Genomic DNA, 22,705 nt, shown 5'->3' on the forward strand with positions numbered 1-22,705 from the left:
CCCCCGCCCGGACATGGTCCGAACGGGGGCGCCGTGGGTGAGGAACCTTACAGAAAGCGGCGGTACGCCACCCTCCGTGCTCCCCGGGCCGGTGCGGTATGCACCGGTCCGTGCGGGAAGGTCACAGACCCAGCTCGACCTCGAACTCCCCGGCCTCCAGGATCGCCTTGACGGTCCCGAGGTAGCGGGCGGCGTCGGCGCCGTCCACCAGGCGGTGGTCGTAGGAGAGCGACAGGTACGTCATGTCGCGCACGCCGATGACGGTGCCCTCGGCGGTCTCGATGACGGCCGGGCGCTTGACGGTCGCGCCGATGCCGAGGATCGCCACCTGGTTCGGCGGGACGATCACGGTGTCGAAGAGCGCGCCGCGCGAACCCGTGTTGCTGATCGTGAAGGTCGCACCCGACATGTCGTCGGGGGTCAGGCCGCCACCGCGCGCCTTGCCGGCGAGCTCGGCGGTCTTCTTCGCGATCCCGGCGAGGTTCAGGTCGCCCGCGCCCTTGATGACCGGCGTCATCAGACCCTTCTCGGCGTCCACGGCGATGCCGATGTTCTCCGAGTCGAAGTACGTGACGGTGCCCTCGTCCTCGTTGAGACGGGCGTTGACGACCGGGTGGGCCTTGAGCGCCTGCGCCGCCGCCTTCACGTAGAAGGGCATCGGCGAGAGCTTGACGCCCTCACGCGCGGCGAAGGCGTCCTTGGCCTGCGCGCGCAGCTTCATGAGCCGCGTGACGTCGACCTCGACGACCGTGGTGAGCTGCGCCTGCGAGTGCAGGGCCTTCATCATGTTGTCGCCGATGACCTTGCGCATGCGGGTCAGCTTGACGGTCTGGCCGCGCAGCGGCGAGGCCTCCAGCTTCGGCGCCTGCTTGCCCGCCGGGGCGGCGGGAGCGGCGGCGGCCGGAGCCGGCTGCGCCTGGGCCTTGGCGGCCTCGGCGGCGGCGAGCACGTCCTGCTTGCGGATGCGGCCACCGACACCGGAGCCCTTGACCGTGGAGAGGTCCACGCCCTGCTCGTGCGCGAGCTTGCGCACGAGCGGGGTCACGTAGGCGCCCTCGTCGCTCGCCGAAGCGGCGGACGCGGGAGCCTGCGCGGCGGGGGCGGGCTGCGCGGGGGCGGGCGCAGGGGCGGCGGGCTGCGCGGCCGGGGCGGGCGCCGGGGCGGCCTGCTGCGGCGCGGGCTGCGGGGCCGGGGCCTCCTGCTTCGGGGCCTCCTGCTTCGGGGCCTCCTGCTTGGGCGCTTCCTGCTTCGGCGCTTCCTGCGCCGGGGCGGGCTGGGCCGGGGCGGGTTCCGCGGCCGGGGCGGCACCGGGCTGACCGATGACGGCGAGCTTCGCGCCGACCTCGGCGGTCTCGTCCTCGGCGACGGTGATCTCCAGGAGAACACCCGCGGCCGGGGAGGGGATCTCGGTGTCGACCTTGTCGGTCGAGACCTCGAGAAGCGGCTCGTCGGCCTCGACCGAGTCGCCGACCTCCTTGAGCCAGCGGGTGACGGTGCCCTCGGTGACGCTCTCGCCGAGCGCCGGGAGGACCACGTCGGTGCCCTCGGCCGAGCCGGAACCGGCGGCGGCCTCGGCGGTCGGGGCGGGGGCGGGCTCGGCGGCCTCGGTGGAGGGCGCGGCCTGCGCGGGCTGCTGCGGCTCGGCGGCCGGGGCGGCCTCCTGCGCGGGGGCCTCGGCCGGGGCACCGGAGCCGTCGTCGATGAGCGCCAGCTCGGCACCCACCTCGACGGTCTCGTCCTCGGCGACCTTGATCGAGGAGAGGACGCCGGCGGCGGGCGAGGGGATCTCGGTGTCGACCTTGTCGGTCGAGACCTCCAGCAGCGGCTCGTCGGCCTCGACGCGCTCGCCCTCGGCCTTCAGCCAACGGGTGACAGTGCCCTCGGTGACGCTCTCGCCGAGCGCCGGAAGGGTGACGGAAACCGGCATGGTTCCAGTTGCTCCTTACGAAAGTGGAAAAAGTCCGTGATCCCGAGGGATGTCAGTCGTGCGAGTGCAGGGGCTTGCCCGCGAGCGCCAGGTGGGCCTCGCCGAGCGCCTCGCTCTGCGTGGGGTGGGCGTGGATGAGCTGCGCGACCTCGGCGGGCAGCGCCTCCCAGTTGTAGATCAGCTGGGCTTCGCCGACCTGCTCGCCCATGCGGTCGCCGACCATGTGCACACCGACGACGGGGCCGTCCTTGACCTGGACGAGCTTGACCTCGCCCGCGGTCTTCAGGATCTTGCTCCTGCCGTTGCCCGCCAGGTTGTACTTGAGCGCGACGACCTTGTCCGCGCCGTAGATCTCCTTGGCCTTGGCCTCGGTGACACCCACCGAGGCGACCTCGGGGTGGCAGTACGTGACGCGCGGCACGCCGTCGTAGTCGATCGGCACGCTCGCGAGGCCCGCGAGGCGCTCCGCGACGAGGATGCCCTCGGCGAAGCCGACGTGCGCGAGCTGGAGGGTCGGGACGAGGTCGCCCACGGCCGAGATCGTCGGCACGTTGGTGCGCATGTACTCGTCGACGAGGACGTAGCCGCGGTCCATCGCGACACCCTGCTCCTCGTAGCCGAGCCCCTGCGAGACCGGTCCGCGGCCGATCGCGACGAGCAGGACCTCCGCCTCGAAGGTCTTGCCGTCGGCCAGCGTCACCTTGACGCCGTCCTGCGTGTACTCGGCGCTCTGGAAGAACGTGCCCAGGTTGAACTTGATGCCGCGCTTGCGGAACGCGCGCTCCAGGAGCTTCGAGCTGTTCTCGTCCTCGACCGGGACGAGGTGCTTGAGGCCCTCGACGATCGTGACGTCGGTGCCGAAGGACTTCCACGCCGAGGCGAACTCGACGCCGATGACGCCGCCGCCCAGGATGATCGCGGACTTCGGGACGCGGTCGAGCTTGAGCGCGTGGTCCGAGGAGATGATCCGGTTGCCGTCGATCTCCAGGCCCGGCAGCGACTTCGGCACGGAGCCGGTCGCGAGCAGCACGTGGCGGCCCTGGACGCGCTGGCCGTCGACATCGACCGAGGTCGGGGACGACAGCCGTCCCTCGCCCTCGATGTAGGTCACCTTGCGCGAGGCGATCAGGCCCTGGAGGCCCTTGTACAGGCCCGAGATGACCTCGTCCTTGTACTTGTGGACGGCCTCGATGTCGATGCCCTCGAAGGTGGCCTTCACGCCGAACTGCTCGCTCTCGCGAGCCTGGTCGGCGATCTCACCGGCGTGCAGCAGCGCCTTGGTGGGAATGCAGCCGTTGTGCAGGCAGGTACCGCCGACCTTGCCCTTCTCGATCAGGGCGACGTCCAGACCCAGCTGCGCCCCGCGCAGCGCCGCGGCGTAACCGCCGCTACCACCGCCGAGGATCACTAGGTCGAAAACGGTGCTGGCGTCGTTCGCCACGTCACGTCCTCCATGCATGTGCGCCGTGGTCCGGTCGCGTGTGACCGGTCGGCGGCGGTCGTCGGCCGCTCGTTACTTCGGCCCTCGGGTGGGGCCCTGTCCTGCCAATCACCCATCTTCGCACCTACCAGGGGGCGAACGGACGCGCCCCCTGGGTGTGAGACGTGCGACACGCGGGACGGCGGGCGACCCGCCGGGCGCGGAGGGCGGGCCAGGCGGCCCCTTTCGTCGCCCTCGTCAACGGAATGGCACGCTTTGTCATTCCGTGGTGTTCTTTGCCCCCGCTTGAGGACCCGGCGGGGGCGGTGGGGGTACGGGAACGGCCGGTTCCCTGGCGGGGGAACCGGCCGTCTCACCGTCCTGCGGCGGCGGGGCCTCGGCCCGGCCGGGAGCGGGGCCTCAGCCCAGCTCGCCCTCGCCCGCCACCTCGATGAGCCGCACGAGGGTGCGCACCGCGCTGCCCGTGCCGCCCTTCGGGGTGTAGCCGTAGGGGGCGCCCTCGTTGAAGGCCGGGCCCGCGATGTCGAGGTGCGCCCAGCGGATGCCCTCTCCCACGAACTCCTGGAGGAAGAGCCCGGCGGTCAGCCCGCCGCCCATCCGGCCGCCCACGTTGGCGAGGTCGGCGACGCCGGAGTCCAGCCCCTTGAGCAGCGACTTCGGCAGCGGCATCTCCCAGGACGGCTCGCCCGCCGACTCCGACAGCTCGTGCAGCGTCGCGCGGAACTCGTCGTCGTTCGCCATGACGCCGAACATCTCGTTGCCCAGCGCGACCATCATCGCGCCGGTCAGCGTCGCGACGTCCACGATCACGTCGGGCCCGTCCTCGCTCGCCCGCGCGATCGCGTCGGCCATCACCAGGCGGCCCTCGGCGTCGGTGTTGAGCACCTCGACGGTCTTGCCGCCGTACATGCGCAGCACGTCGCCCGGGCGGGTCGCCGAACCCGACGGCATGTTCTCGGCCAGCGCGAGCCAGCCGGTGACGTGCGCGGGGACCTTGAGCTTCGCGGCGGTGAGGACGGAGGCGAGCACCGCGGCGGCGCCGCCCATGTCGCACTTCATCGTCTCGTTGTGCCCGGCGGGCTTGAGCGAGATGCCGCCCGAGTCGTACGTGATGCCCTTGCCGACGAACGCGAGCGACGCCTTGGCGCGCGCGCCCTTGTACTCGATCTTGACCAGCCGCGGCGGGCGCTGCGAGCCCTGGCCGACGCCCATGATGCCGCCGAAGCCGCCCTTGGTGAGCGCCTTCTCGTCGAGCACGGTCACCTTGACGCCGTAGTCCTTGGCGAGGCCCTGGACGAGCGCGGCGAAGGACTCCGGGTAGAGGTCGTTCGCGGGGGTGTTGACGAGGTCGCGGGCGCGGTTCAGCTCCTCGGCGAGGACCTGTGCGCGCTCGGCGGCCGCCTTGTGCCCCTTGTCGCGCGGCTTCGCCCCGACGAGGACCACCTCGGCGAGCGGCGCCTTGACGCCCTCGTCGTCCTTGTACGTGGTGAAGGCGTACGCGCCGAGCAGCGCGCCCTCGCCGATCGCGGCGACGTCGTCCGCGTCGCCCGCGGGCAGCGCGTAGACGGCCTTGGCCTTGCCGGCCAGGGAGCGGGCGACGACCCCGGCGGCGCGGCGCAGGGTCTCCGTGCCGAAACCGCCCTCGTCCTCCTCGGCGCCGAGGCCCACGGCGATCACGAGCGGCGTCTTGAAGCCGCTCGGCGCCGCGAGGCGGGTCAGCTCACCCGGCGCACCGGTGGCGCCCAGCGTCTCCAGGAGGTCGGCGAGCTTCCCGTCGTAGCCCTTGTCGACGGCCTCGGCGCCGGGGGCGAGCCGCGGGCCCTCGTCGTCCTTGACCACACCGACGACGATCGCGTCGGCCCGCAGGCCGGCAACGGCGGCGGTGCTGAGTGTCAGAGCAGTCACGGTGGTGAAATCTCTCTCTCGTGTCTCGGGGCCTCGGGTGCGCGAAGGCGCCTGCGTGCTCGTGCAGGAGTGACGGCCCGGCGCACGGGGTCCGATGGGACCGGCGCCGGGGCAGAGCCTACGCTCCGTGACGGCTCTCGCCCATGGCGGCGGGGCCTGCCGCGGACGGGCGACGCGGTGCCGTACGGGACGCGGGGCCCCACGCTTCGTCAAGTCCCGCGCCCGGCCGCCCACTCGGCGCCGCCCACTCGGCGCCCCCCACTCGGCGCCCCCCACTCGGCGCCCCCCGCTCAGCGCCCCAGCGCGAGGACCACCAGTGCCGCCGTCGCGGCCGTCTCCTCGATGCCGCCGAAGACGTCCCCCGTCACCCCGCCGAAACGCCGCACACAGTGCCGAAGGAGCAGTGCCGCTCCCGCCGCGCCCGCGAGCACCGCCGCGCCGAGCCGCACCACCGCCGCTGGGCCCTCGCCGAGCCCGGCCGCCGCGCACGCGAGCAGGCACAGCGCCCCCACCCCGTACGCCTCCCGCGGCGGCACCGTGCCCGCCACCGCCGCGCCGAGCCCCTCGGGGCGCGCCGCCGGGATTCCGCGCCGCGCCGCGAGCGTCATCGCGAGCCGCCCCGTCACCCCCGCGACCGCCGCGCCCAGCGCGCCCTGGGCCCAGCCGAGCCCGTACAGCCGGTCCAGGACCGCGCACTGGGCGAGGAGCACGAGCAGCAGGGTCACGACCCCGAAGGGCCCGATGTCCGAGCGCTTCATGATCGCGAGCGCGTCGGCGGCCGGTTTCCCGCTCCCGAGCCCGTCGGCCGTGTCCGCGAGCCCGTCCAGGTGCAGCCCCCGCGTCAGCACCGCCGGTACGGCCACGCTCGCGACCGCCGCGAGCGGCGCGCCCGCGCCGAGCGCGCTCAGCGCCCCGCCGAGCGCCGCCGCGCAGAGCCCCACCACGAGCCCGGCGAGCGGCGCCCACAGCATCCCCGCGCGCGCGGCGCCGCGATCCCAGCGCCGCACCCGCACCGGCAGCACGGTGAGGGTCCCGAAAGCGAAACGTATGCCGTCCATGGGGGGATTTTCGCAGGTCCGGGGAGCGCGGACGGGCACCCTCGGGCCCCCTCGCCGTGCTCCGCCCGCCCCGCCGCCGACCGCCCCCGCCGTCCACCGGCGGGCGCGCGCGGGGTTCACTCGTCCGTGTCGGTGCTCTCCGACTCCTCCGCACGCACGGGGAGTTCGGCCGTCAGCGAGGCGGCGGCGCGCACCAGCGGCAGCGAGAGCAGCGCCCCCAGCCCCTCACCGAGCCGCACCCCCTGGTCCAGCAGCGGTTCGAGCGCCATCCGGTCGAGCGCCTTGGCCTGCGCGGGCTCCCCGCTCGTGTGCCCGGCGAGCCACCAGTCGGGCGCGCGGAACGCGGCCCGCTGCGCGACGAGCGCGCACGCGGCCGAGACGACACCGTCGAGGATCACCGGGGTACGGCGCACCGCGCACTGGAGCAGGAAGCCCGTCGTCGCCGCGAGGTCCGCGCCGCCCACGGCCGCGAGGAGCGCGAGCTGGTCCCCGAGCACGGGGCGGGCCCGGCGCAGCGCGTCCCTGATCGCCGCGCACTTGCGCATCCACGTGAGGTCGTCGATCCGCTCGCCGCCGCGCCCCGTGACGATCGAGGCGTCGACTCCGCACAGCGCCGCCACGAGGGTGCCCGCGGCCGTCGTGCCGCCCACGCTCACGTCCCCGAGCACCACGAGGTCCGTGCCCGCGTCCGCCTCCTCGTCGGCGACGGCCATCCCGGCCCGTACCGCCGCCTCGGCCTCCTCGATCGTGAGCGCGTCCTCGCGGTCGATCCGCCCCGAGGCGCGCCGCACCCGGTGCCGCGTCACCTCGGCGGGCAACTCGGCGGGGTCGCAGTCGAGCGAGACGTCCACGACGCGTACGGGCACGTCCTGTGCCCGCGCGAGCACGGCGACGGGCGCCGTGCCGTCGAGCACGGACCGCACGAGCGCCGAGGCGCCCCCGGCGGGCCGCCGCGAGACGCCCGCAGCGGCGATCCCGTGATCCCCGGCGAACACCACGACACGGGGCCGTCGCACGGGCGCGACGGGCACGGCGGACTGCGCGGCGGACAACCACTCGCCGAGCACGTCGAGCCGCCCGAGCGCCCCCTGGGGCACCGTCAGCCGCGCGCGCCGCTCCTCGGCGGCCCGGCGCACCTTGCCCTCGGGCCGCTCGATGAGATCGGAGAAGTCGTCGAGATCAATGGGGCTCATTCGCCAGACAGTACCGAAACCGGAGCGGCCGCCCCCCAGCCCCTCCGGCGTTCGCGGCGCGGGGTCCGGGGCCGGGCCCCGCGAGGTCACCCCGGCAGAGGGAGCACCCTCCCGGCCACGACGAGCACCACTTCCTCGCACTCACCGGAAACCCCCGCGTTCACCCGCCCCAACTCGTCCCGGTACCTGCGTCCCGAAGCGGTCGCGGGCACCACTCCCGACCCCACCTCGTTGGAGACGAGCACCACCCGCCGCCGTGTGCGGCGCACGGCTTCGACCAGCTCCGCCACCCGCTTGCGCAGGGTGTCGCGCCCCCCGCCCGCCCACGCCGTGTCGTCCCAGGCGTCGACCGCGTCCATCGCGTCGGTGAGCCACAGCGAGAGGCAGTCGACGAGCAGCGGCGGCCCCTCCTCGGCGAGGAGCGGCACGAGGTCGCAGGTCTCGGCGGTCCGCCAGCTCGCCGGTCGCCGCTCGCGGTGCGCGCCGACCCGCTCGGCCCACTCGGGGTCGCCCGCGCGCGTGCCGCCCGTCGCCACGTACAGCACGTCCGGGTACGTCTCCAGGCGGCGCTCCGCCTCGACGGACTTGCCCGAGCGGGCGCCGCCGAGGACGAGGGTGCGGCGCGGGACGCGCGGGGCGCGGTAGGGGCGCTCGTCGCCCGAGAGCTCCCGTACGCCGGTGCCGGGCACCGGACGGGTCCGCACGGTCGTGCCGTCGGGCACCGCGCGCGCCCCGGCGGCGGCGAGGCGCCGGGTGAGCTCGGCGCCCTGGGGGACGTCGTGGTCGAGGTGGACGGCGAGGAGCACCGTGTCCTCGCCGATCGCGCCCACGCCCCGCAGCCGCGCGACGGCGTCGGGGCGGCCCGTCACGTCCATCACGACCGTGTCGTACGGGTCCACGCTGCCGCGCGTTCCCGCGACCCCCGCGGCGGGCGGCAGGTAGAGCAGCCGCTCGCCCTCGGGGCCCGTCACGGCGTACCCGGTCCCCGGGGCGTCCAGGGCGAGGGCGCGCACCCGGTGGCCGCTTATCAGCGCCAGCTCGCGGCCGTCGGGGACGCGGGCGGGCTGCGGCAGGCCGGGCGGCACCTCGACGGGCGGGCCCTCGTGCGGATGGCTGAGGAGCACCTGCCGCACCCCGCTCAGCGCGTGGCCCGCGCGGGCGGCGGCGAAGGCGGCGCCCGGGGTCAGGTCGAAGAGCAGCGTCCCGTCGACGAGCAGCGCGGTCGCCGCCCGCGCGCCCGCGTCCAGGGCGCGGGCGCAGCGGGCGCAGGGGCAGTCGGTCCTGGGCAGTCCGGCGGGGGCGCCGGTGCCGAGCAGAGTCACATCCACGGTGCTGATTTTCGCCTGCCCTTCCCCGTGGCGCCCGTCCGGCTACGCTTCGGGGAGGACCCGGATCATGGAGGCTTTCGATGGCGGCATGGACGTGGCGGTTCGAGGACGACGAGGGGGCGGAGACCCAGCCCGCCGTACAGCCCGAGGAGTTCACGACGCAGGGGGACGCCGAGTCGTGGCTCGGGGAGCAGTGGCGCGCCCTGCTCGCCGGCGGTACCGACCGGGTCCACCTGCTGGAGGAGGGCAAGATCGTCTACGGCCCCCTGAGCCTGAGCGAGGCCGCCGCGACGGACGTCTCCGAGCCCGCCCTGACGGCGGACGAGGAGACGGCCGTCCCCGGCGACCCCCGGCCGGCCGAGCCGGGCCAGGGCCTGGGCATCGGCGGCCTCGGCTGAGCACCTGGCCGGGCAGCTGAAGGGGGCGGCGGTACGGGGCGGGGGAGCGCGCCCCCTGCCGCCGCCCCGTACCGGGTACGGGAGCGCCCCGCCCCGTACCAGCCGCCCCCTCCGGTCCCGGGCCCTCTCGCCGCCGCCCGGGACCTCTCCGCTACATCTCGCCCAGCGTGACCCGCGCCGTCTTCTCGTCCCCGTTCCGCGTGTACGTCAACTCCACGCGGTCGCCGGGATGTTCGGTGGCCAGGAGGGCGGTCAGCGAGTCGATCGTGGGAAGGCTCTCGTCGCCGAGCCGGGTGAGGATGTCGCCCGCCCGCAGGCCCGCCTTGTCGGCCGGGCCGTTGTCGCGGACGCTGACGATCGCCACGCCCGCCGGTTCGAGGTCGCGGCCGAGGACGGTGCGGCCCGTGATGCCGAGCGCCGCGCGCCCCGAGTTCGTGACCTTGCCGTCCTTCACGATCTGGCCCGCGATCGAGCGGACCGTCGCCGCCGGGATCGCGAAGCCGATGCCCGCCGCCGCGCTCTCGCCCCCGAGACTGGGGTCCCTCGCCGCGAGCGTCGGGATGCCCACGACCTTCCCGTCGAGGTCCACGAGCGCGCCGCCGCTGTTGCCCGGGTTGATCGCCGCCGAGGTCTGCACCATGTTCGCGATCGTCGCGCCCGTGCCGCCGCCCGAGCGCCCCTCCGTCACCGTGCGGCCGGTCGCCGAGACGATGCCCTGCGTCACGGAGGAGGAGAGGCCGAGCGGGGAGCCCATCGCGAGGACGATCTGTCCCACGGAGGTCTTCCCGGAGTCGCCGAAGGAGGCCGCCTTGAGGCCCTTGGGCGGATTGCTCAGCTTGATCACGGCGAGGTCCTGCTGCGGGTAGCTGCTCACGAGGTCCGCGCTCAGCTCCTGCTCGCCCGTCGCCGTCGTGACCTTGAAGGACTTCTCGTCGCCGACGACGTGCGCGTTCGTGACGACGTGCCCCTGGCCGTCGTAGACGATGCCCGAGCCGAGCGCGTCCCCCGCGGTGATCTGCACGACCGAGGGCAAAACGTCCTTGATGACCTTCTGGTAGTCGCTCTGGAGCTGGCTCGACGCGCGCGGCAACCCGGCCCGCTGGGCGCCCGCGGTCTTCTCGCGGGGGGTCTCGGCCTGGGCCGAGCAGCCGGTGAGCAGGGCGGCGGCGCAGAGCGCGGCAAGCAGGACACGGGGCCGGGCGGAGAGGGAGTTCATGGCCCGGATTATGCGGACGCGGGCGGTTCCGTACGGGCGGCGCGCGGCCGCTCAGCCCCGTACCCCGCACAGATGCAGCAGCGCCGCGACGCGGCGGTAGGGATCGGTGCGGCCCGCGCGGTCCTCGACGGCGAGGATGCGGTCGAACTCCTCGGCGCGGGGCGGGGCGGCGTGCGCCGGACAGCTGTCGGTGAAGACGCGGACGCCGTACCAGGCGGCGAGCGGCGCGCCGATCCCGCCGAGGGTCTGGCTGAGGCGGCCGAGCCGGTCGGCCCGTACCGTGCGGCCCCCGCTGTCGTGCGTGAGGGGCGAGTCGAAGGCGGCGAGCGCCGTGTCCCAGTCGCCGTCGAGGCCGGGGCGCAGCGCGAGCGCGTCCGCGTTCCGCACGAGCAGCGAGAGCAGCCCGCCGGGGGCGAGGACCCGCGCGAGCCCCGCGAGGACCGCGTCGGGCTCCTCGACGTGCATGAGGACCCCGTGGCACAGGACGACGTCGAAGCTGCCCGGGGTGAAGTGTGCTCCGGTCCTGGTGCTCTCGGCCTCCAGGAGCCGTACCCGTTCCCGCACCTGCGGCGCCTCGGAGGCGAGGACGGCGCGGACCGCCGTCAGCAGCTCGGGGTCGGACTCCATGCCCGTGACCTCGTGCCCGGCGCGCGCGAGCCGCAGCGCCTGCGTGCCCTGCCCCGTGCCGACGTCGAGGACGCGCAGCCGGCGCCCGGCGGGGAAGGCGGCGGCGAGGCGCTCGTCGAGCTGGCGCGCGACGAGGACCTGGCGCACCGCGCCCGCCACCCCGCCGAGCGCGCGCAGCCACAGCTCGGTGGGGGAAGCCTCGCGCGAGGCGCCGCGCTGCCCGGGGACGCCGCCCACCTGGTGCGGGAGGGGCGGCGGAGTGTCACCACCCGCCGCCCGCGCCTCGCCGTCCGTACGCCCTTGCGCCGGGTGTCGCGTGTGCCCCTGCCCGGCGAGGCCCCTGCGCCCCTGCCCCGGGTAACCGTCGAAACCGTCGAAGTGCGCGGAGTATCCGGAAGGGGCAGTACTCAGGGCCTCTCCCCGCGCTTCACCTGGGGCTTGGGCAGCCGCAGCCGCCGCATCTGGAGGGTGCGCATGAGCGCGTAGGCGACCGCGCCCTTGTGGCGGTCGTCGGGGAAGCGCGTGTTCAGCTCCTTGCGCAGGCCGAAGGCCAGGCGCAGCGAGTCACCCGCGATCAGGACGATCAGCAGCAGCCAGCACAGCAGCGCGACGCTCTGGAGCGCGCCGACGCGCACCATGCTGAGGACGAGGATCACGACGGCGGCGGGCAGGAACCACTCGGCGACGACGCGGCGCGAGTCCACGTAGTCGCGGGCGAACTTGCGCACCCGGCCCTTGTCGCGGACGGGCAGGTACCGCTCGTCGCCGCTGTCCATCGCCTCCCGCTGCTTCTGGAGCGCGACCCGCCGTGCCTCGCGCTGCCGCTTGGCGGCCTCCTTGCGCGACATCGGCGTCGTGGTCACGCCGCGGCGCGGGCCCTGGGCCTCGCTCCGCTTCGGCGTGGGGCGGCCCTTGGGCGCCTGAGGGTCTCTGGGCAGCTTGGAGTCGGTCACCGGCGCGGAGGCGGGTGCCTTCTCATCCTTCGTACGGCTACGGAACACAAAACCCAAGGGTAAGGGGTAGCGGCGCATGGGCGGGGGCCGTACGGGGAACGATCCCGCAACGCCGCGCGTCCGCATAAGCGGGCACAGCGGGGATTTACCGGGGAATTCCGGCCGCCGGGAGCGGGCCGCGGGTGCGGGGAGGAACCGGGCGGTTGCCGGACGCAAGCGGGGCGGCTACTCCTCACGCCTGAGGAACACGGGGCGCCAGTCGTTCTTGGGGAGGAGCGGAAAGGCGCCCGGACAGTGCGGTAATAGACCCAGGGCCCGTACTGTGGGTCTTGTTGGAAGTGCAGGAGAGCCGAAGGCCGTCAGAAGGGGGCGCGCGAAGCCCATGAGCGGTGTGATGAAGCGTATGGGGATGATCTTCCGCGCGAAGGCTAACAAGGCCCTCGACAAGGCGGAGGACCCCGGCGAGACCCTCGACTATTCGTACACGAAGCAGCTGGAGCTGCTCCAGAAGGTGCGCCGGGGCGTCGCGGACGTCGCGACCTCGCGCAAGCGCCTCGAACTCCAGCTCAACGGGCTCCGCAAGGACTCCGCCAAACTGGAGGAGCAGGGCCGCAAGGCCCTCTCGCTGGGCCGCGAGGACCTCGCCCGCGAGGCGCTCTCGCGCCGGGCCGCGCTCCAGCAGCAGGTCAGCGACCTGGAGGCCCAGCACGAGACGCTCCAGGGCGAGGAGGAGAAGCTCACCCTCGCGGCGCAGCGTCTCCAGGCCAAGGTGGACGCCTTCCGCACCAAGAAGGAGACCATCAAGGCCACCTACACCGCGGCGCAGGCGCAGACCCGCATCGGGGAGGCGTTCTCCGGCATCTCCGAGGAGATGGGCGACGTCGGCCTCGCGATCCAGCGCGCCGAGGACAAGACCGCGCAGCTCCAGGCCCGCGCGGGCGCACTCGACGAACTGCTCGCCTCCGGTGCGCTCGACGACCCCTCGGGGCTCGCCAAGGACGACCTCCAGTCCGAGCTGGACCGCCTCTCCGGCGGCAGCGACGTCGAGCTGGAGCTCCAGCGGATGAAGGCCGAGCTGGCCGGGGGAAGCTCCTCGGGCCAGCAGGCGATCGAGTCCGGCTCCGCGGAGCAGGGGCAGCAGACTCAGCAGGCCCCGCGGCAGGACCCGCGCTTCGACAAGCAGTGAGCCCTTCGTCCGGGTCCCCGCCGGGGGCCCGGGCAGCGGCGCGTCCGGCGGTACGTACGGGCCCGTCGCGTCCCCGCAGTGCCGGGGGACCGCCAGGCGGCGTCCCCCACGAGCCGCCCGAGGAGAGGTCATGATCGTCCGGATCATGGGGGAGGGCCAGTTCGCACTGGCCGAGAGCCACCTCGCCGAGCTGAACACGCTCGACGAGGAGCTGCTCGCCGAGATGGAGAACGGCGACGGCCCCGGTTTCCGCAAGACCCTGCACGCCCTGCTCGACCAGGTGCGCTCGCTCGGCAGCCCGCTGCCCGACGACGCCCTGGAGCCCTCCGAGCTGATCCTCCCGTCCCCCGACGCGAGCCTCGACGAGGTACGGGACCTGCTCAGCGGCGACGAGGGCCTCATCCCGGGCTGAGCCCGGCCAGGACCCTCCTCGGGGCGCCTCCCGCCGACGCGGGCGGAGGCGCCCCGAGGCGTACGTGTACCGGGCGGCCGTGGCGCGGGCGCCGGGGGCGGGCCACTCCCGGCACCGTACGGGCCGGTCGGTACGCGCCCGTACGCCACCCCGCACACCCGCGCCGCCCGACCACCAGCCCGGGGGAGCCAGCAAAGGACCGCCATGGCCGACCACCTTCCCCCGTCCCTGCATGGCGTCCGCCGCTGGGCGCAGGCGCACCGGACAGGGCCCGACGCGCTGCTCGCCGCCGTCGTGCTCTGCGGGATGATCGTCGGCAGCTTCGGCAACCCGCACCGGCCGCAGGGGCCGCGCTGGTCCGAGCAGCCGCCCGAGACGCTCAGCCTCGTCCTCATGACCCTCGCGGCGCTCTCTCTCGTGCTGCGCCGCAGGTGCCCGGCCGGGGTCCTCGTCGCCGCCGCGCTGTGCACGGCCGTCGAACTGGCCACCGGTGACCCGCGCGCGCCCGTCGTCGTGGCCTGCGGGATCGCGCTCTACACGTTCGCCGTGCACACCGACCGGCCCACCGCCTGGCGCATCGGGCTGCTCACGAGCGCCGTGCTCGTCGGCGTCGCGATGCTCACCGGGCCCCTGCCCTGGTACGCGCAGGAGAACTTCGGGCTGCTCGCCTGGACGGGGATGGCCGTCGCCGTCGGCGACGCGGTGCGCAGCCGCCGCGCCTTCATCACCGCGATGCGCGAGCGCGCCGACCGGGCCGAGCGCACCCGCGAGGAGGAGGCCAGGCGCCGGGTCGCCGAGGAACGCCTGCGCATCGCCCGCGACCTCCACGACGTCGTCGCCCACCACATCGCCCTCGTCAACGTGCAGGCCGGGGTCGCCGCGCACGTCATGGACCGCCGCCCCGACCAGGCGAAGGAGGCCCTCGCCCACGTGCGCCGCGCCTCGCGCTCCGCGCTCGACGAACTGCGCGCCACGGTCGGCCTGCTGCGCCAGTCCGGCGACCCCACCGCCCCCACCGAACCGACCGCCGGGCTCGAACGCCTCGACGACCTCCTCGGCACCTTCCGCGACGCCGGGCTGACCGTCCGCCTCGTCACCCCCGAGCCCCTCGCCGGCGGCCCGCTGCCCGCCGCCGTCGACCTCGCCGCCTACCGCGTCGTGCAGGAGGCGCTGACCAATGTGCAGAAGCACGCGGGAGCCGGGGCGCAGGCCGAGATCAGCGTCGTACGGGTCGGGAGCCAGGTGGAGGTGACGGTGCTCGACGACGGGCGCGGCGCCGAGGCCGAGGGGCCCGCCGAGGACGGCGGGCACGGGCTGCTCGGGATGCGCGAGCGCGCCGCGGCGCTCGGCGGCCACCTCACGGCCTCCCCCCGCTTCGGCGGCGGCTTCCGCGTCCACGCGATACTGCCCCTCGAACCACCCGACCCCACCGCGCCCGTCGCCGTCCCCGGGCCGAGCGCACCGGGACCGGCCGCGAGCCGGGACCAGGAGCGCCGATGACGATCCGTGTGCTGCTCGCCGACGACCAGGCCCTGCTGCGCAGCGCCTTCCGCGTCCTCGTCGACTCCGAGGACGACATGGAGGTGATCGGCGAGGCGTCCGACGGCGCGGAGGCCGTGCGGCTCGCGGCGAGCCGCCTGCCCGACGTCGTGCTCATGGACATCCGTATGCCCGGCACCGACGGACTCGCCGCGACCCGGCTGATCAGCGCGGACCCCGCGCTCGCCGCGGTGCACGTCGTGATGCTCACGACCTTCGAGGTCGACGAGTACGTCGTGCAGTCGCTGCGCGCCGGGGCCGCCGGCTTCCTCGGCAAGGGCGCCGAGCCCGCCGAACTCCTCGGCGCGATCCGCACCGCCGCCGCGGGCGACGCGCTCCTCTCCCCGGCCGCGACGAGGAGCCTCATCACGCGCTTCCTCGCCCAGGCCCCGGGCAGCGGGCCCGCCGGGGTGGACAGCGCCCGCCTCGCCGCGCTCACCGGACGCGAGCGCGAGGTCCTCGTGCAGGTCGCCGCCGGGCTCAGCAACGACGAGATCGCCGCCCGCCTCGAAGTCAGCCCGCTCACCGTCAAGACGCACGTGAACCGCGCCATGGCGAAGGTCGGCGCCCGCGACCGCGCCCAACTCGTCGTCATCGCCTACGAGACGGGACTCGTCCGCCCGCGCACGGAGTGACGCGGGCCGGGGAGGGAACGGGCCTCTCCGTCCCTCTAAGGGGACCGACCTCCTCCGGCCGTCTCCACCCGCCCGCTCAGCCCGGGGGTTGACCCGGCGTGGGCCCCCGCCTACTCCGACCGCAGTAGGGCGCCCGCGCGAAAATGGTCCTGGGAGCGCTCGAACCGGCTTTCGGCGTGCCGCATCGTAGGGGGGTACGGTCGCCCGTCTTCCCCAGCGCACCGGGCTTCGCCCGGCACCCGGCGGTCCAGGACCGTGCGCCCCGTCCTTGCCGCGAAGCCACAGAGAGAGAACACATGTCCTGGCTGTCGAGATTCAGCCTCGCTCAACGCGCCCTCATCGGGCTGATGTCGATCGTCGCGATCGTCTTCGGAGCGATCGCGATACCTCAGCTCAAGCAGCAACTGCTGCCCAATATCGAACTCCCGATGGTGTCGGTCATCGCGCCCTACCAGGGCGCCTCGCCCGACGTGGTCGAGAAGCAGGTCGTCGAGCCGCTGGAGAAGTCGCTCGACGCCGTGGACGGCCTCTCGACGACGACCTCGACCGCCAGCGAGGGCAACGCCGTCGTCATGGCGCAGTTCGACTTCGGCAGCGGCACCAAGCAGCTCGTCGCCGATGTCCAGCAGGCCGTCAACCGCGCCCGCTCCCAGCTGCCCGACGACGTCGACCCGCAGGTCGTGGCCGGTTCCACCGACGACATCCCCACCGTCGTCCTCGCCGCCACCTCGCCCAAGGACCAGCAGGCCCTCTCCGACCAGCTCGACCGCACCGTGGTGCCCGAGCTGAAGGAGATCGACGGCGTCTCGCAGGTCACCATCGACGGCGTCCGCGACCTCCAGGTCACGATCACGCCCGACAACGCGAAGCTCGCCCGAGCGGGCCTGAGCGCCGCGGCGCTCGGTGACGCGCTCAAGTCCGGCGGCGCCACGATGCCGGCCGGTTCCTTCGACGAGGGCGGCGAGAACCGCACCGTCCAGGTCGGCACGCCCTTCACCTCGCTGCAGCAGATCGAGGACCTGCGCGTCGTCGGCCAGGGCGGCCAGGGCGGCGGCGCCCGGGGCGAGGCGCCCAAGCCCGTCCGTCTCGGCGACGTGGCCCGCGTCGCGCAGCAGGAGGCGACCGCCACCTCGATCACCCGCACCGACGGCAGGCCGAGCCTCGCCGTCGCGGTGACGATGGACAAGGACGGCAGCGCCGTCGGCATATCCAAGGCCGTCAAGGACAAGCTCGGCGACCTGCGCGACTCGCTCGGCAAGGACGCCGACCTCAAGATCGTCGTCGACCAGGGCCCGCCGGTCTCCAAGGCGATCAGCGGCCTCACCACCGAGGGGGCGCTCGGCCTCGGCTTCGCCGTCGTCGTGATCCTGGTCTTCCTGGCCTCGATCCGCTCGACGCTCGTCACCGCGGTCTCCATCCCGCTCTCCGTGCTCCTCACGCTCATCGTGCTGTGGACGCGGGACCTCTCGCTCAACATGCTCACCCTCGGCGCGCTGACCATCGCGATCGGCCGCGTCGTGGACGACTCGATCGTCGTCCTGGAGAACATCAAGCGGCACCTCGGCTACGGCGAGGAGCGCAAGGAGGCCATCCTCACGGCGGTCAAGGAGGTCGCCGGAGCGGTCACCGCCTCGACGCTCACCACCGTCGCCGTCTTCCTGCCGATCGGTCTCGTCGGCGGCATCGTCGGCGAACTCTTCAGCTCCTTCTCCCTCACCGTCACGACGGCCCTGCTCGCCTCGCTCCTCGTCTCCCTCACCGTGGTCCCGGTCCTCTCGTACTGGTTCCTGCGCGGCCCGAAGGACCTCACGAGCCCCGAGGCCGCCGAGGCCGCGCGCCGCGCCGCCGAGGAGAAGGAGGCGCGGGGCCGCCTCCAGCGCGCCTACCTGCCGGTCATCGGCTTCGCGACCCGGCGCAGGGTCACCTCGCTGCTCATCGCGGTCTTCGTCCTCGTCATCACGCTGGGCATGGCCACGCAGCTCAAGACGAACTTCTTCGACGACAGCGGCCAGGACTCGCTGAGCGCCACGCAGGAACTGCCGCCGGGCACGAGCCTCGCGCGCACCGACGCGGCGGCGAAGAAGGTCGAGAAGCTCCTCACCGGCATCGACGGGGTCAGCGACGTCCAGGTGACCGTGGGCTCCTCCGGCTTCATGGCGGCCTTCGGCGGCTCGACCGACTCCAACCACGCCTCGTACCAGATCAAGCTCAAGAGCGAGGACGACGCCGACAAGGTCCAGGACGCGCTCGAAAGCGGCTTCAAGAAGCTCGACGGGGCCGGGGAGCTGAAGGTCTCCGCGGGGGGCGGCTTCGGCGACCAGGACCTCTCGGTCGTCGTCAAGGCCCCCGACCGCGACACGCTCGCGAAGGCGGCCCAGCAGGTCACCGACGCCGTCAAGAAGATCGACGACGTCAAGTCCGTCGAGAACGACCTCGCCACCTCGGTGCCGCGCATCTCCGTGACCGCGAAGCCCGCGGCGGCCGACGCCGGTCTCAGCCAGGCGGCACTCGGCGCTCTCGTCGCCGAGCAGGTCAACGGCACCAGGACCACCACGGCGACGCTCGACGACACCGAGCGCGACGTCGTGATCCGCTCCGCGCACCCGGCGACGACGCTCGCCGAGCTGAAGGCCCTCCCGGTCAGCGGCGCCGAGCTCGGTGACCTCGCCACGGTCCGGCTCGTCGACGGCCCGGTCTCGATGACCCGCATCGACGGCGCCCGCGCCGCCACCGTCACGGCCAAGCCGGTCGGCGACGACACCGGCTCGATCAGCGCGGAGCTGACCAAGAAGCTCGACGCGCTGAAGCTCCCGCAGGGTGCCACCACCGAGATCGGCGGGGTGACGGCCGACCAGAACGACTCGCTCGGCAAGCTCGCGCTCGCGATGCTCGCCGCCGTGGCGATCGTCTTCCTGCTCCTCGTCGGCACCTTCCGCTCGCTCGTCCAGCCGCTGATCCTGCTCGTCTCGATCCCGTTCGCGGCGACCGGAGCGCTCGGCCTGCTCCTCATCACGGGCACCCCGCTGGGCGTCCCCGCGATGATCGGGATGCTCATGCTCATCGGCATCGTGGTGACCAACGCGATCGTCCTGATCGACCTCATCAACCAGTACCGCGACCGCGGTTACGGGGTCATCGAGGCGGTCACCGAGGGCGGGCGGCACCGCCTGCGCCCGATCCTCATGACGGCGCTCGCGACGATCTTCGCCCTCATCCCGATGGCGACCGGCATCACCGGCGAGGGCGGCTTCATCTCGCAGCCCCTCGCGGTGGTCGTCATCGGCGGCCTCCTCACCTCGACCCTCCTGACCCTCCTCCTCGTCCCGACCCTCTACGCGATGGTCGAGCTGCGGAAGGAGCGCAGGGCGGCGAAGAAGGCGGCGAAGCGCGGCGGCGACACCGACGTCCCCGCTGCGCGGGAACCGGTGAACGTCTGAGGCAGCGGTACGGAAACGGGCTGAGCCCCCTGTCACCAGCACGGTGACAGGGGGCTCAGCCCGTAAGGCGCGGGGGCGGACCGGTGGACCGGTTACGGCAGCGCCAGCATCCGCTCCAGCGCCTCCTTCGCGTACTTCTCGGTCTCCGCGTCGACCGCGATCCGGTTGACGACCTTCCCCTCCGCCAGCGACTCCAGCGTCCACACGAGGTGCGGCAGGTCGATCCGGTTCATCGTCGAGCAGAAGCACACGGTCCGGTCGAGGAAGACGATCTCCTTGTCCGGGTGGGCCTTCGCGAGCCGCCGCACGAGGTTGAGCTCGGTCCCGATGGCCCACTTCGACCCGGCGGGGGCGGCGTCGAGCGCCTTGATGATGTACTCGGTCGAGCCGACCTCGTCGGCGGCGGTGACGACCTCGTGCCGGCACTCGGGGTGGACGAGGACCCGCACCCCCGGAATCCGCTCCCGCACCTCGTGCACCGAGTCGAGCGAGAAGCGCCCGTGCACCGAGCAGTGCCCCCGCCACAGGATCATCCTCGCGGCGCGCAGCTCCTCGGTGGTGAGCCCGCCGTTGGGCTTGTGCGGGTTGTAGACGACGCAGTCGTCGAGCGACATCCCCATGTCCCGCACGGCGGTGTTGCGCCCGAGGTGCTGATCGGGGAGGAAGAGCACCTTCTCGCCCTGCGCGAAGGCCCACTCCAGGGCCCGCTTCGCGTTCGAGGACGTGCAGATCGTGCCGCCGTGGCGCCCGGTGAACGCCTTGATGTCGGCGGAGGAGTTCATGTACGAGACGGGGACGACCTGGTCGGCGACGCCCGCCTCGGTGAGGACGTCCCAGCACTCGGCGACCTGCTCGGCGCTCGCCATGTCCGCCATGGAGCAGCCGGCGGCGAGGTCGGGGAGGATCACCCGCTGGCGCGCGGAGGTGAGGATGTCGGCCGACTCGGCCATGAAGTGCACGCCGCAGAAGACGATGTACTCGGCCTCGGGGCGCGCGGCGGCGTCGCGGGCGAGCTTGAAGGAGTCGCCGGTGACGTCGGCGAACTGGATGACCTCGTCCCGCTGGTAGTGGTGGCCGAGGACGAAGACCTTCTCGCCCAGCTTCTCCTTGGCCGCGCGGGCACGGGCCACGAGGTCCGGGTCGGAGGGTTCGGGGAGATCTCCCGGGCACTCCACTCCGCGCTCGCTGCGCGGGTCGGCCTCACGGCCGAGCAGCAGCAGGGCGAGCGGGGTCGGCTGCACATCGAGATCGACGGGGGGCTGGGCCGTGGTCACGTCACGCACCCTTTCTTCTCTGGACAGGCGGCGATGCGGCCGCTCCGGGGACACCGCCCTCAGGACGCCGCCCCCTTTTCGTCGTATTGACGTTATCTATGATATCCGCTTACCGTCAGGTTGACGACACTGTGCGGCCCGATGTGATGTGCGCCCCTCCGCGGCCCCTGACCCGTCCCGGTGGCGTATGCGACGATGAGGGAACGCGGTCAGTGGCCGCGCGGGAATAACTCCCCGACCGTGCCGGTTGGAACGTCGGCAAGCAGTCTCCGTACAACCCGGGAGAGAAGCAGATGTCCGTATCGGACGAGACCACCACCGTGAGCGAGGGCATCCTCCTGTCCGACGCCGCCGCGTCCAAGGTCAAGGCCCTGCTGGACCAGGAAGGCCGTGACGACCTCGCGCTGCGCGTGGCCGTCCAGCCCGGCGGCTGCTCCGGCCTGCGCTACCAGCTCTTCTTCGACGAGCGCTCGCTCGACGGCGACGTTGTCAAGGAGTTCGGCGGCGTCAAGGTCGTCACCGACCGCATGAGCGCCCCGTACCTGGGCGGCGCCTCGATCGACTTCGTGGACACGATCGAGAAGCAGGGCTTCACGATCGACAACCCGAACGCCACCGGTTCCTGCGCCTGCGGCGACTCCTTCCACTGAGCCGCCCGCGTTCCGCGTGAACACGAGCAGGACGAAGGCGGCGATCCCCTCCTGGGGGTCGCCGCCTTCGTCGTGTCCGGGCGAGGCCGGTGGCCGCCGCCAGGCGCGGCCCCTTCGAAGACCGGGTCACCCCGATGGCGGGGGAGGGGCGTCGCGGCTTGATGCCGTGCCGGGGAGCCGGTGACGTGCGCGTACGGCTCCTCGCTCCGCGGGAGCGCGCGCCCTGCGGGCACGGCGCGAAGGACCGTCCGCGCGCGGCCCCCGCACTCGGGGCGGTGGGGGAGCGGCGGGGGCGCGAGGGCCGCGTGCGAGGCGGCTCGGCGCCGCTCAGTGGGCTCAGGCGTGCGCGCTCAGGCCGCCGGAACCGGCTCTCCCGCCGTCGTCACGACCGTCCGGTCCCCGAGCGGGCGGTCGAGGGTCACCGAGCGGGTCAGCTCCTTCGCGATCATCACGCACACCTTCCCCGGTTTCTTCTCCTCCGTCAGGTGCACGCGCACCTGCCCGCCCTTCTCCTCCGCGTGCGCCCGGTAGCGGGCACACGCGCCCCCGGTGAAGCGGAGGCTCAGCTCGCGCCCGGCCGCCGCGTACGAGACGGGCGGCACCGCGCCGCTCGCGGTGCCGGGCCCCGCCGAGCCCGCCCCGCCCGGGTGCCGGGGCGCGCCCGAGCCGAGGTGCTCCTCCTCGATCGCGGGTTGCGCGAGCGTCGCGGGCTGCGTGGGGACGGAGAAGAGCCAGGCCGGTACGAGGACGGGGCGCCCCTCCCGCGTCCGGGCCGCGAGCCCGAAGCGCGCCCCCGTGACGGGCACGACCTTCCCGTCCTTCCCCACGCCCTCGTTGAGCGCGGCGAGCGCCTCGGCGGCGGAGCGCACCGCGTACCGCTCCTCCTCGGCGGTACGGGGCACGTCGAGCCGTCCCGCACCGCCCACGACCTCGCCGCCCGCCGCGACCTGGAGCCGCGTCGCCCAGCCGTCCGTGGGCAGTCCGCCTACCTCCGGATCGGCACGCACCACCCGGCTCGCGCCGCGTACGCCGTCGCCCCGGACCTCCGCGCCCGAGAGCCCCAGAGCCGCGAGCACCGGTCGCGCGGCCTTCCGCGCCTCGGCCTCGCCGGGCACGGAACACCCCTTCTCCCGGGCGCACTTGTCGTCCTCGGCCACGTAGCTCCACACACCGGGCGCCTGGCGGGCGACGGTCAGTCCCTCGCCCCGCCACTCGCCCCCCTCGGCGCGCACGCCCCCCGGGACCCCGAGCGCCCGGGCCAGCCGCTCCGCCGCGTCCCGCGAGACGCTCCCGCGGACCCCGTAGACCCCCGCCTTCTCCGGCCCCTTCGGCAACGCGTCCTCCGCCCGGTACCGCACCCCGCGAGGGTCCGGCTCCCCGGGCGCTATCCCGGGCGGCGACTCACTCGCGGCCACGTTCCCCGCGGGCGCCGCGTCCCCGCCCCCGCCGCACCCCGCGACGAGCAGTCCCAGCCCGGCGACCCCCGCGAAGACCCGCATTTTCATGCTCATGCCAACTCCACTCCT

General features: G+C 73.9%; 18 protein-coding genes. 7 read left to right on the forward strand and 11 right to left on the reverse strand.

The genetic code is table 11. From position 1 onward, the window contains the following. Positions 1–121: 121 nt before the first annotated feature. From sucB to IF99_RS0101795, 6 genes are all read right to left on the reverse strand, one after another. On the reverse strand, positions 122–1,927 hold the full coding sequence (gene sucB, locus IF99_RS0101770; protein ID WP_030994483.1) for a 2-oxoglutarate dehydrogenase, E2 component, dihydrolipoamide succinyltransferase: 1,806 nt from the start codon (positions 1,925–1,927) through the stop codon (positions 122–124). A gap of 52 nt (positions 1,928–1,979) precedes the next feature. After that, on the reverse strand, positions 1,980–3,368 hold the full coding sequence (gene lpdA, locus IF99_RS0101775; protein WP_030994484.1) for a dihydrolipoyl dehydrogenase: 1,389 nt from the start codon (positions 3,366–3,368) through the stop codon (positions 1,980–1,982). A gap of 399 nt (positions 3,369–3,767) precedes the next feature. Further along, entirely contained in the window at positions 3,768–5,273 is a 1,506-nt protein-coding gene (locus tag IF99_RS0101780; protein WP_030994485.1) for a leucyl aminopeptidase, read from the reverse strand. A 290-nt stretch (positions 5,274–5,563) separates the two neighbouring features. After that, positions 5,564–6,331 carry an adenosylcobinamide-GDP ribazoletransferase gene (locus IF99_RS0101785; protein ID WP_030994486.1) on the reverse strand — a complete coding sequence of 256 codons (768 nt, stop codon included), beginning with the start codon at positions 6,329–6,331 and terminating at the stop codon, positions 5,564–5,566. A 116-nt stretch (positions 6,332–6,447) separates the two neighbouring features. Then, positions 6,448–7,524: a nicotinate-nucleotide--dimethylbenzimidazole phosphoribosyltransferase gene (gene cobT, locus IF99_RS0101790; protein ID WP_030994487.1), complete on the reverse strand. Its 1,077-nt coding sequence runs from the start codon at positions 7,522–7,524 to the stop codon at positions 6,448–6,450. An 86-nt stretch (positions 7,525–7,610) separates the two neighbouring features. Beyond that, positions 7,611–8,852 (reverse strand): bifunctional adenosylcobinamide kinase/adenosylcobinamide-phosphate guanylyltransferase, encoded by a 1,242-nt coding sequence (locus tag IF99_RS0101795; RefSeq protein WP_030994488.1) that lies wholly within the window; start codon positions 8,850–8,852, stop codon positions 7,611–7,613. 80 nt (positions 8,853–8,932) lie between these two features. Here IF99_RS0101795 and IF99_RS0101800 point away from each other — a divergent pair, with 80 nt between their 5' ends. After that, positions 8,933–9,250, forward strand: coding sequence for a hypothetical protein (locus IF99_RS0101800; RefSeq protein ID WP_030994489.1), 318 nt, complete (start codon positions 8,933–8,935; stop codon positions 9,248–9,250). A 151-nt stretch (positions 9,251–9,401) separates the two neighbouring features. Here IF99_RS0101800 and IF99_RS0101805 read toward each other — a convergent pair whose 3' ends face one another. The 3 genes from IF99_RS0101805 to IF99_RS0101815 all read right to left on the reverse strand — a co-directional run bounded on the left by IF99_RS0101805 (position 9,402) and on the right by IF99_RS0101815 (position 12,124). Further along, a complete protein-coding gene (locus tag IF99_RS0101805) occupies positions 9,402–10,466 on the reverse strand; it encodes a S1C family serine protease (protein WP_030994490.1) in 1,065 nt (354 codons plus the stop codon). Between the two features lie 51 nt (positions 10,467–10,517). Then, on the reverse strand, positions 10,518–11,330 hold the full coding sequence (locus IF99_RS0101810; protein ID WP_037826312.1) for a methyltransferase domain-containing protein: 813 nt from the start codon (positions 11,328–11,330) through the stop codon (positions 10,518–10,520). Between the two features lie 170 nt (positions 11,331–11,500). Continuing rightward, complete coding sequence (locus IF99_RS0101815) at positions 11,501–12,124, reverse strand: DUF3043 domain-containing protein (RefSeq protein ID WP_199806436.1); 624 nt, start codon at positions 12,122–12,124, stop codon at positions 11,501–11,503. A 304-nt stretch (positions 12,125–12,428) separates the two neighbouring features. Here IF99_RS0101815 and IF99_RS0101820 point away from each other — a divergent pair, with 304 nt between their 5' ends. The 5 genes from IF99_RS0101820 to IF99_RS0101840 all read left to right on the forward strand — a co-directional run bounded on the left by IF99_RS0101820 (position 12,429) and on the right by IF99_RS0101840 (position 19,255). Beyond that, the gene (locus tag IF99_RS0101820; RefSeq protein ID WP_030994493.1) at positions 12,429–13,232 is read left to right on the forward strand and encodes a PspA/IM30 family protein; all 804 of its coding nucleotides are present in this window, start codon (positions 12,429–12,431) and stop codon (positions 13,230–13,232) included. Positions 13,233–13,362: 130 nt separating this feature from the next. Beyond that, positions 13,363–13,644 carry a PspA-associated protein PspAA gene (pspAA, locus tag IF99_RS0101825; protein WP_030994494.1) on the forward strand — a complete coding sequence of 94 codons (282 nt, stop codon included), beginning with the start codon at positions 13,363–13,365 and terminating at the stop codon, positions 13,642–13,644. Positions 13,645–13,848: 204 nt separating this feature from the next. Then, entirely contained in the window at positions 13,849–15,144 is a 1,296-nt protein-coding gene (locus IF99_RS0101830; RefSeq protein WP_030994495.1) for a sensor histidine kinase, read from the forward strand. Further along, the gene (locus tag IF99_RS0101835) at positions 15,141–15,818 is read left to right on the forward strand and encodes a response regulator (protein WP_030994496.1); all 678 of its coding nucleotides are present in this window, start codon (positions 15,141–15,143) and stop codon (positions 15,816–15,818) included. The genes IF99_RS0101830 and IF99_RS0101835 overlap by 4 nt, the downstream gene beginning before the upstream one ends. Before the next feature lie 296 nt (positions 15,819–16,114). Beyond that, positions 16,115–19,255, forward strand: a complete 3,141-nt coding sequence (locus tag IF99_RS0101840) for an efflux RND transporter permease subunit (RefSeq protein WP_030994497.1) — start codon at positions 16,115–16,117, stop codon at positions 19,253–19,255. Positions 19,256–19,347: 92 nt separating this feature from the next. On the opposite strand, the gene nadA is transcribed toward IF99_RS0101840, so the two are convergent. After that, entirely contained in the window at positions 19,348–20,529 is a 1,182-nt protein-coding gene (nadA, locus tag IF99_RS0101845) for a quinolinate synthase NadA (RefSeq protein ID WP_051703329.1), read from the reverse strand. A gap of 293 nt (positions 20,530–20,822) precedes the next feature. Between nadA and IF99_RS0101850 the strand changes: the two genes are divergently transcribed. Continuing rightward, positions 20,823–21,179: a HesB/IscA family protein gene (locus IF99_RS0101850; RefSeq protein ID WP_008748399.1), complete on the forward strand. Its 357-nt coding sequence runs from the start codon at positions 20,823–20,825 to the stop codon at positions 21,177–21,179. A gap of 350 nt (positions 21,180–21,529) precedes the next feature. Here IF99_RS0101850 and IF99_RS0101855 read toward each other — a convergent pair whose 3' ends face one another. Further along, positions 21,530–22,690 (reverse strand): hypothetical protein, encoded by a 1,161-nt coding sequence (locus IF99_RS0101855; RefSeq protein WP_030994499.1) that lies wholly within the window; start codon positions 22,688–22,690, stop codon positions 21,530–21,532. Positions 22,691–22,705: the final 15 nt, after the last annotated feature.

The sequence above is a fragment of the Streptomyces sp. NRRL F-5630 genome, assembly GCF_000719475.1.
Classification (GTDB): Bacteria; Actinomycetota; Actinomycetes; order Streptomycetales; family Streptomycetaceae; genus Streptomyces.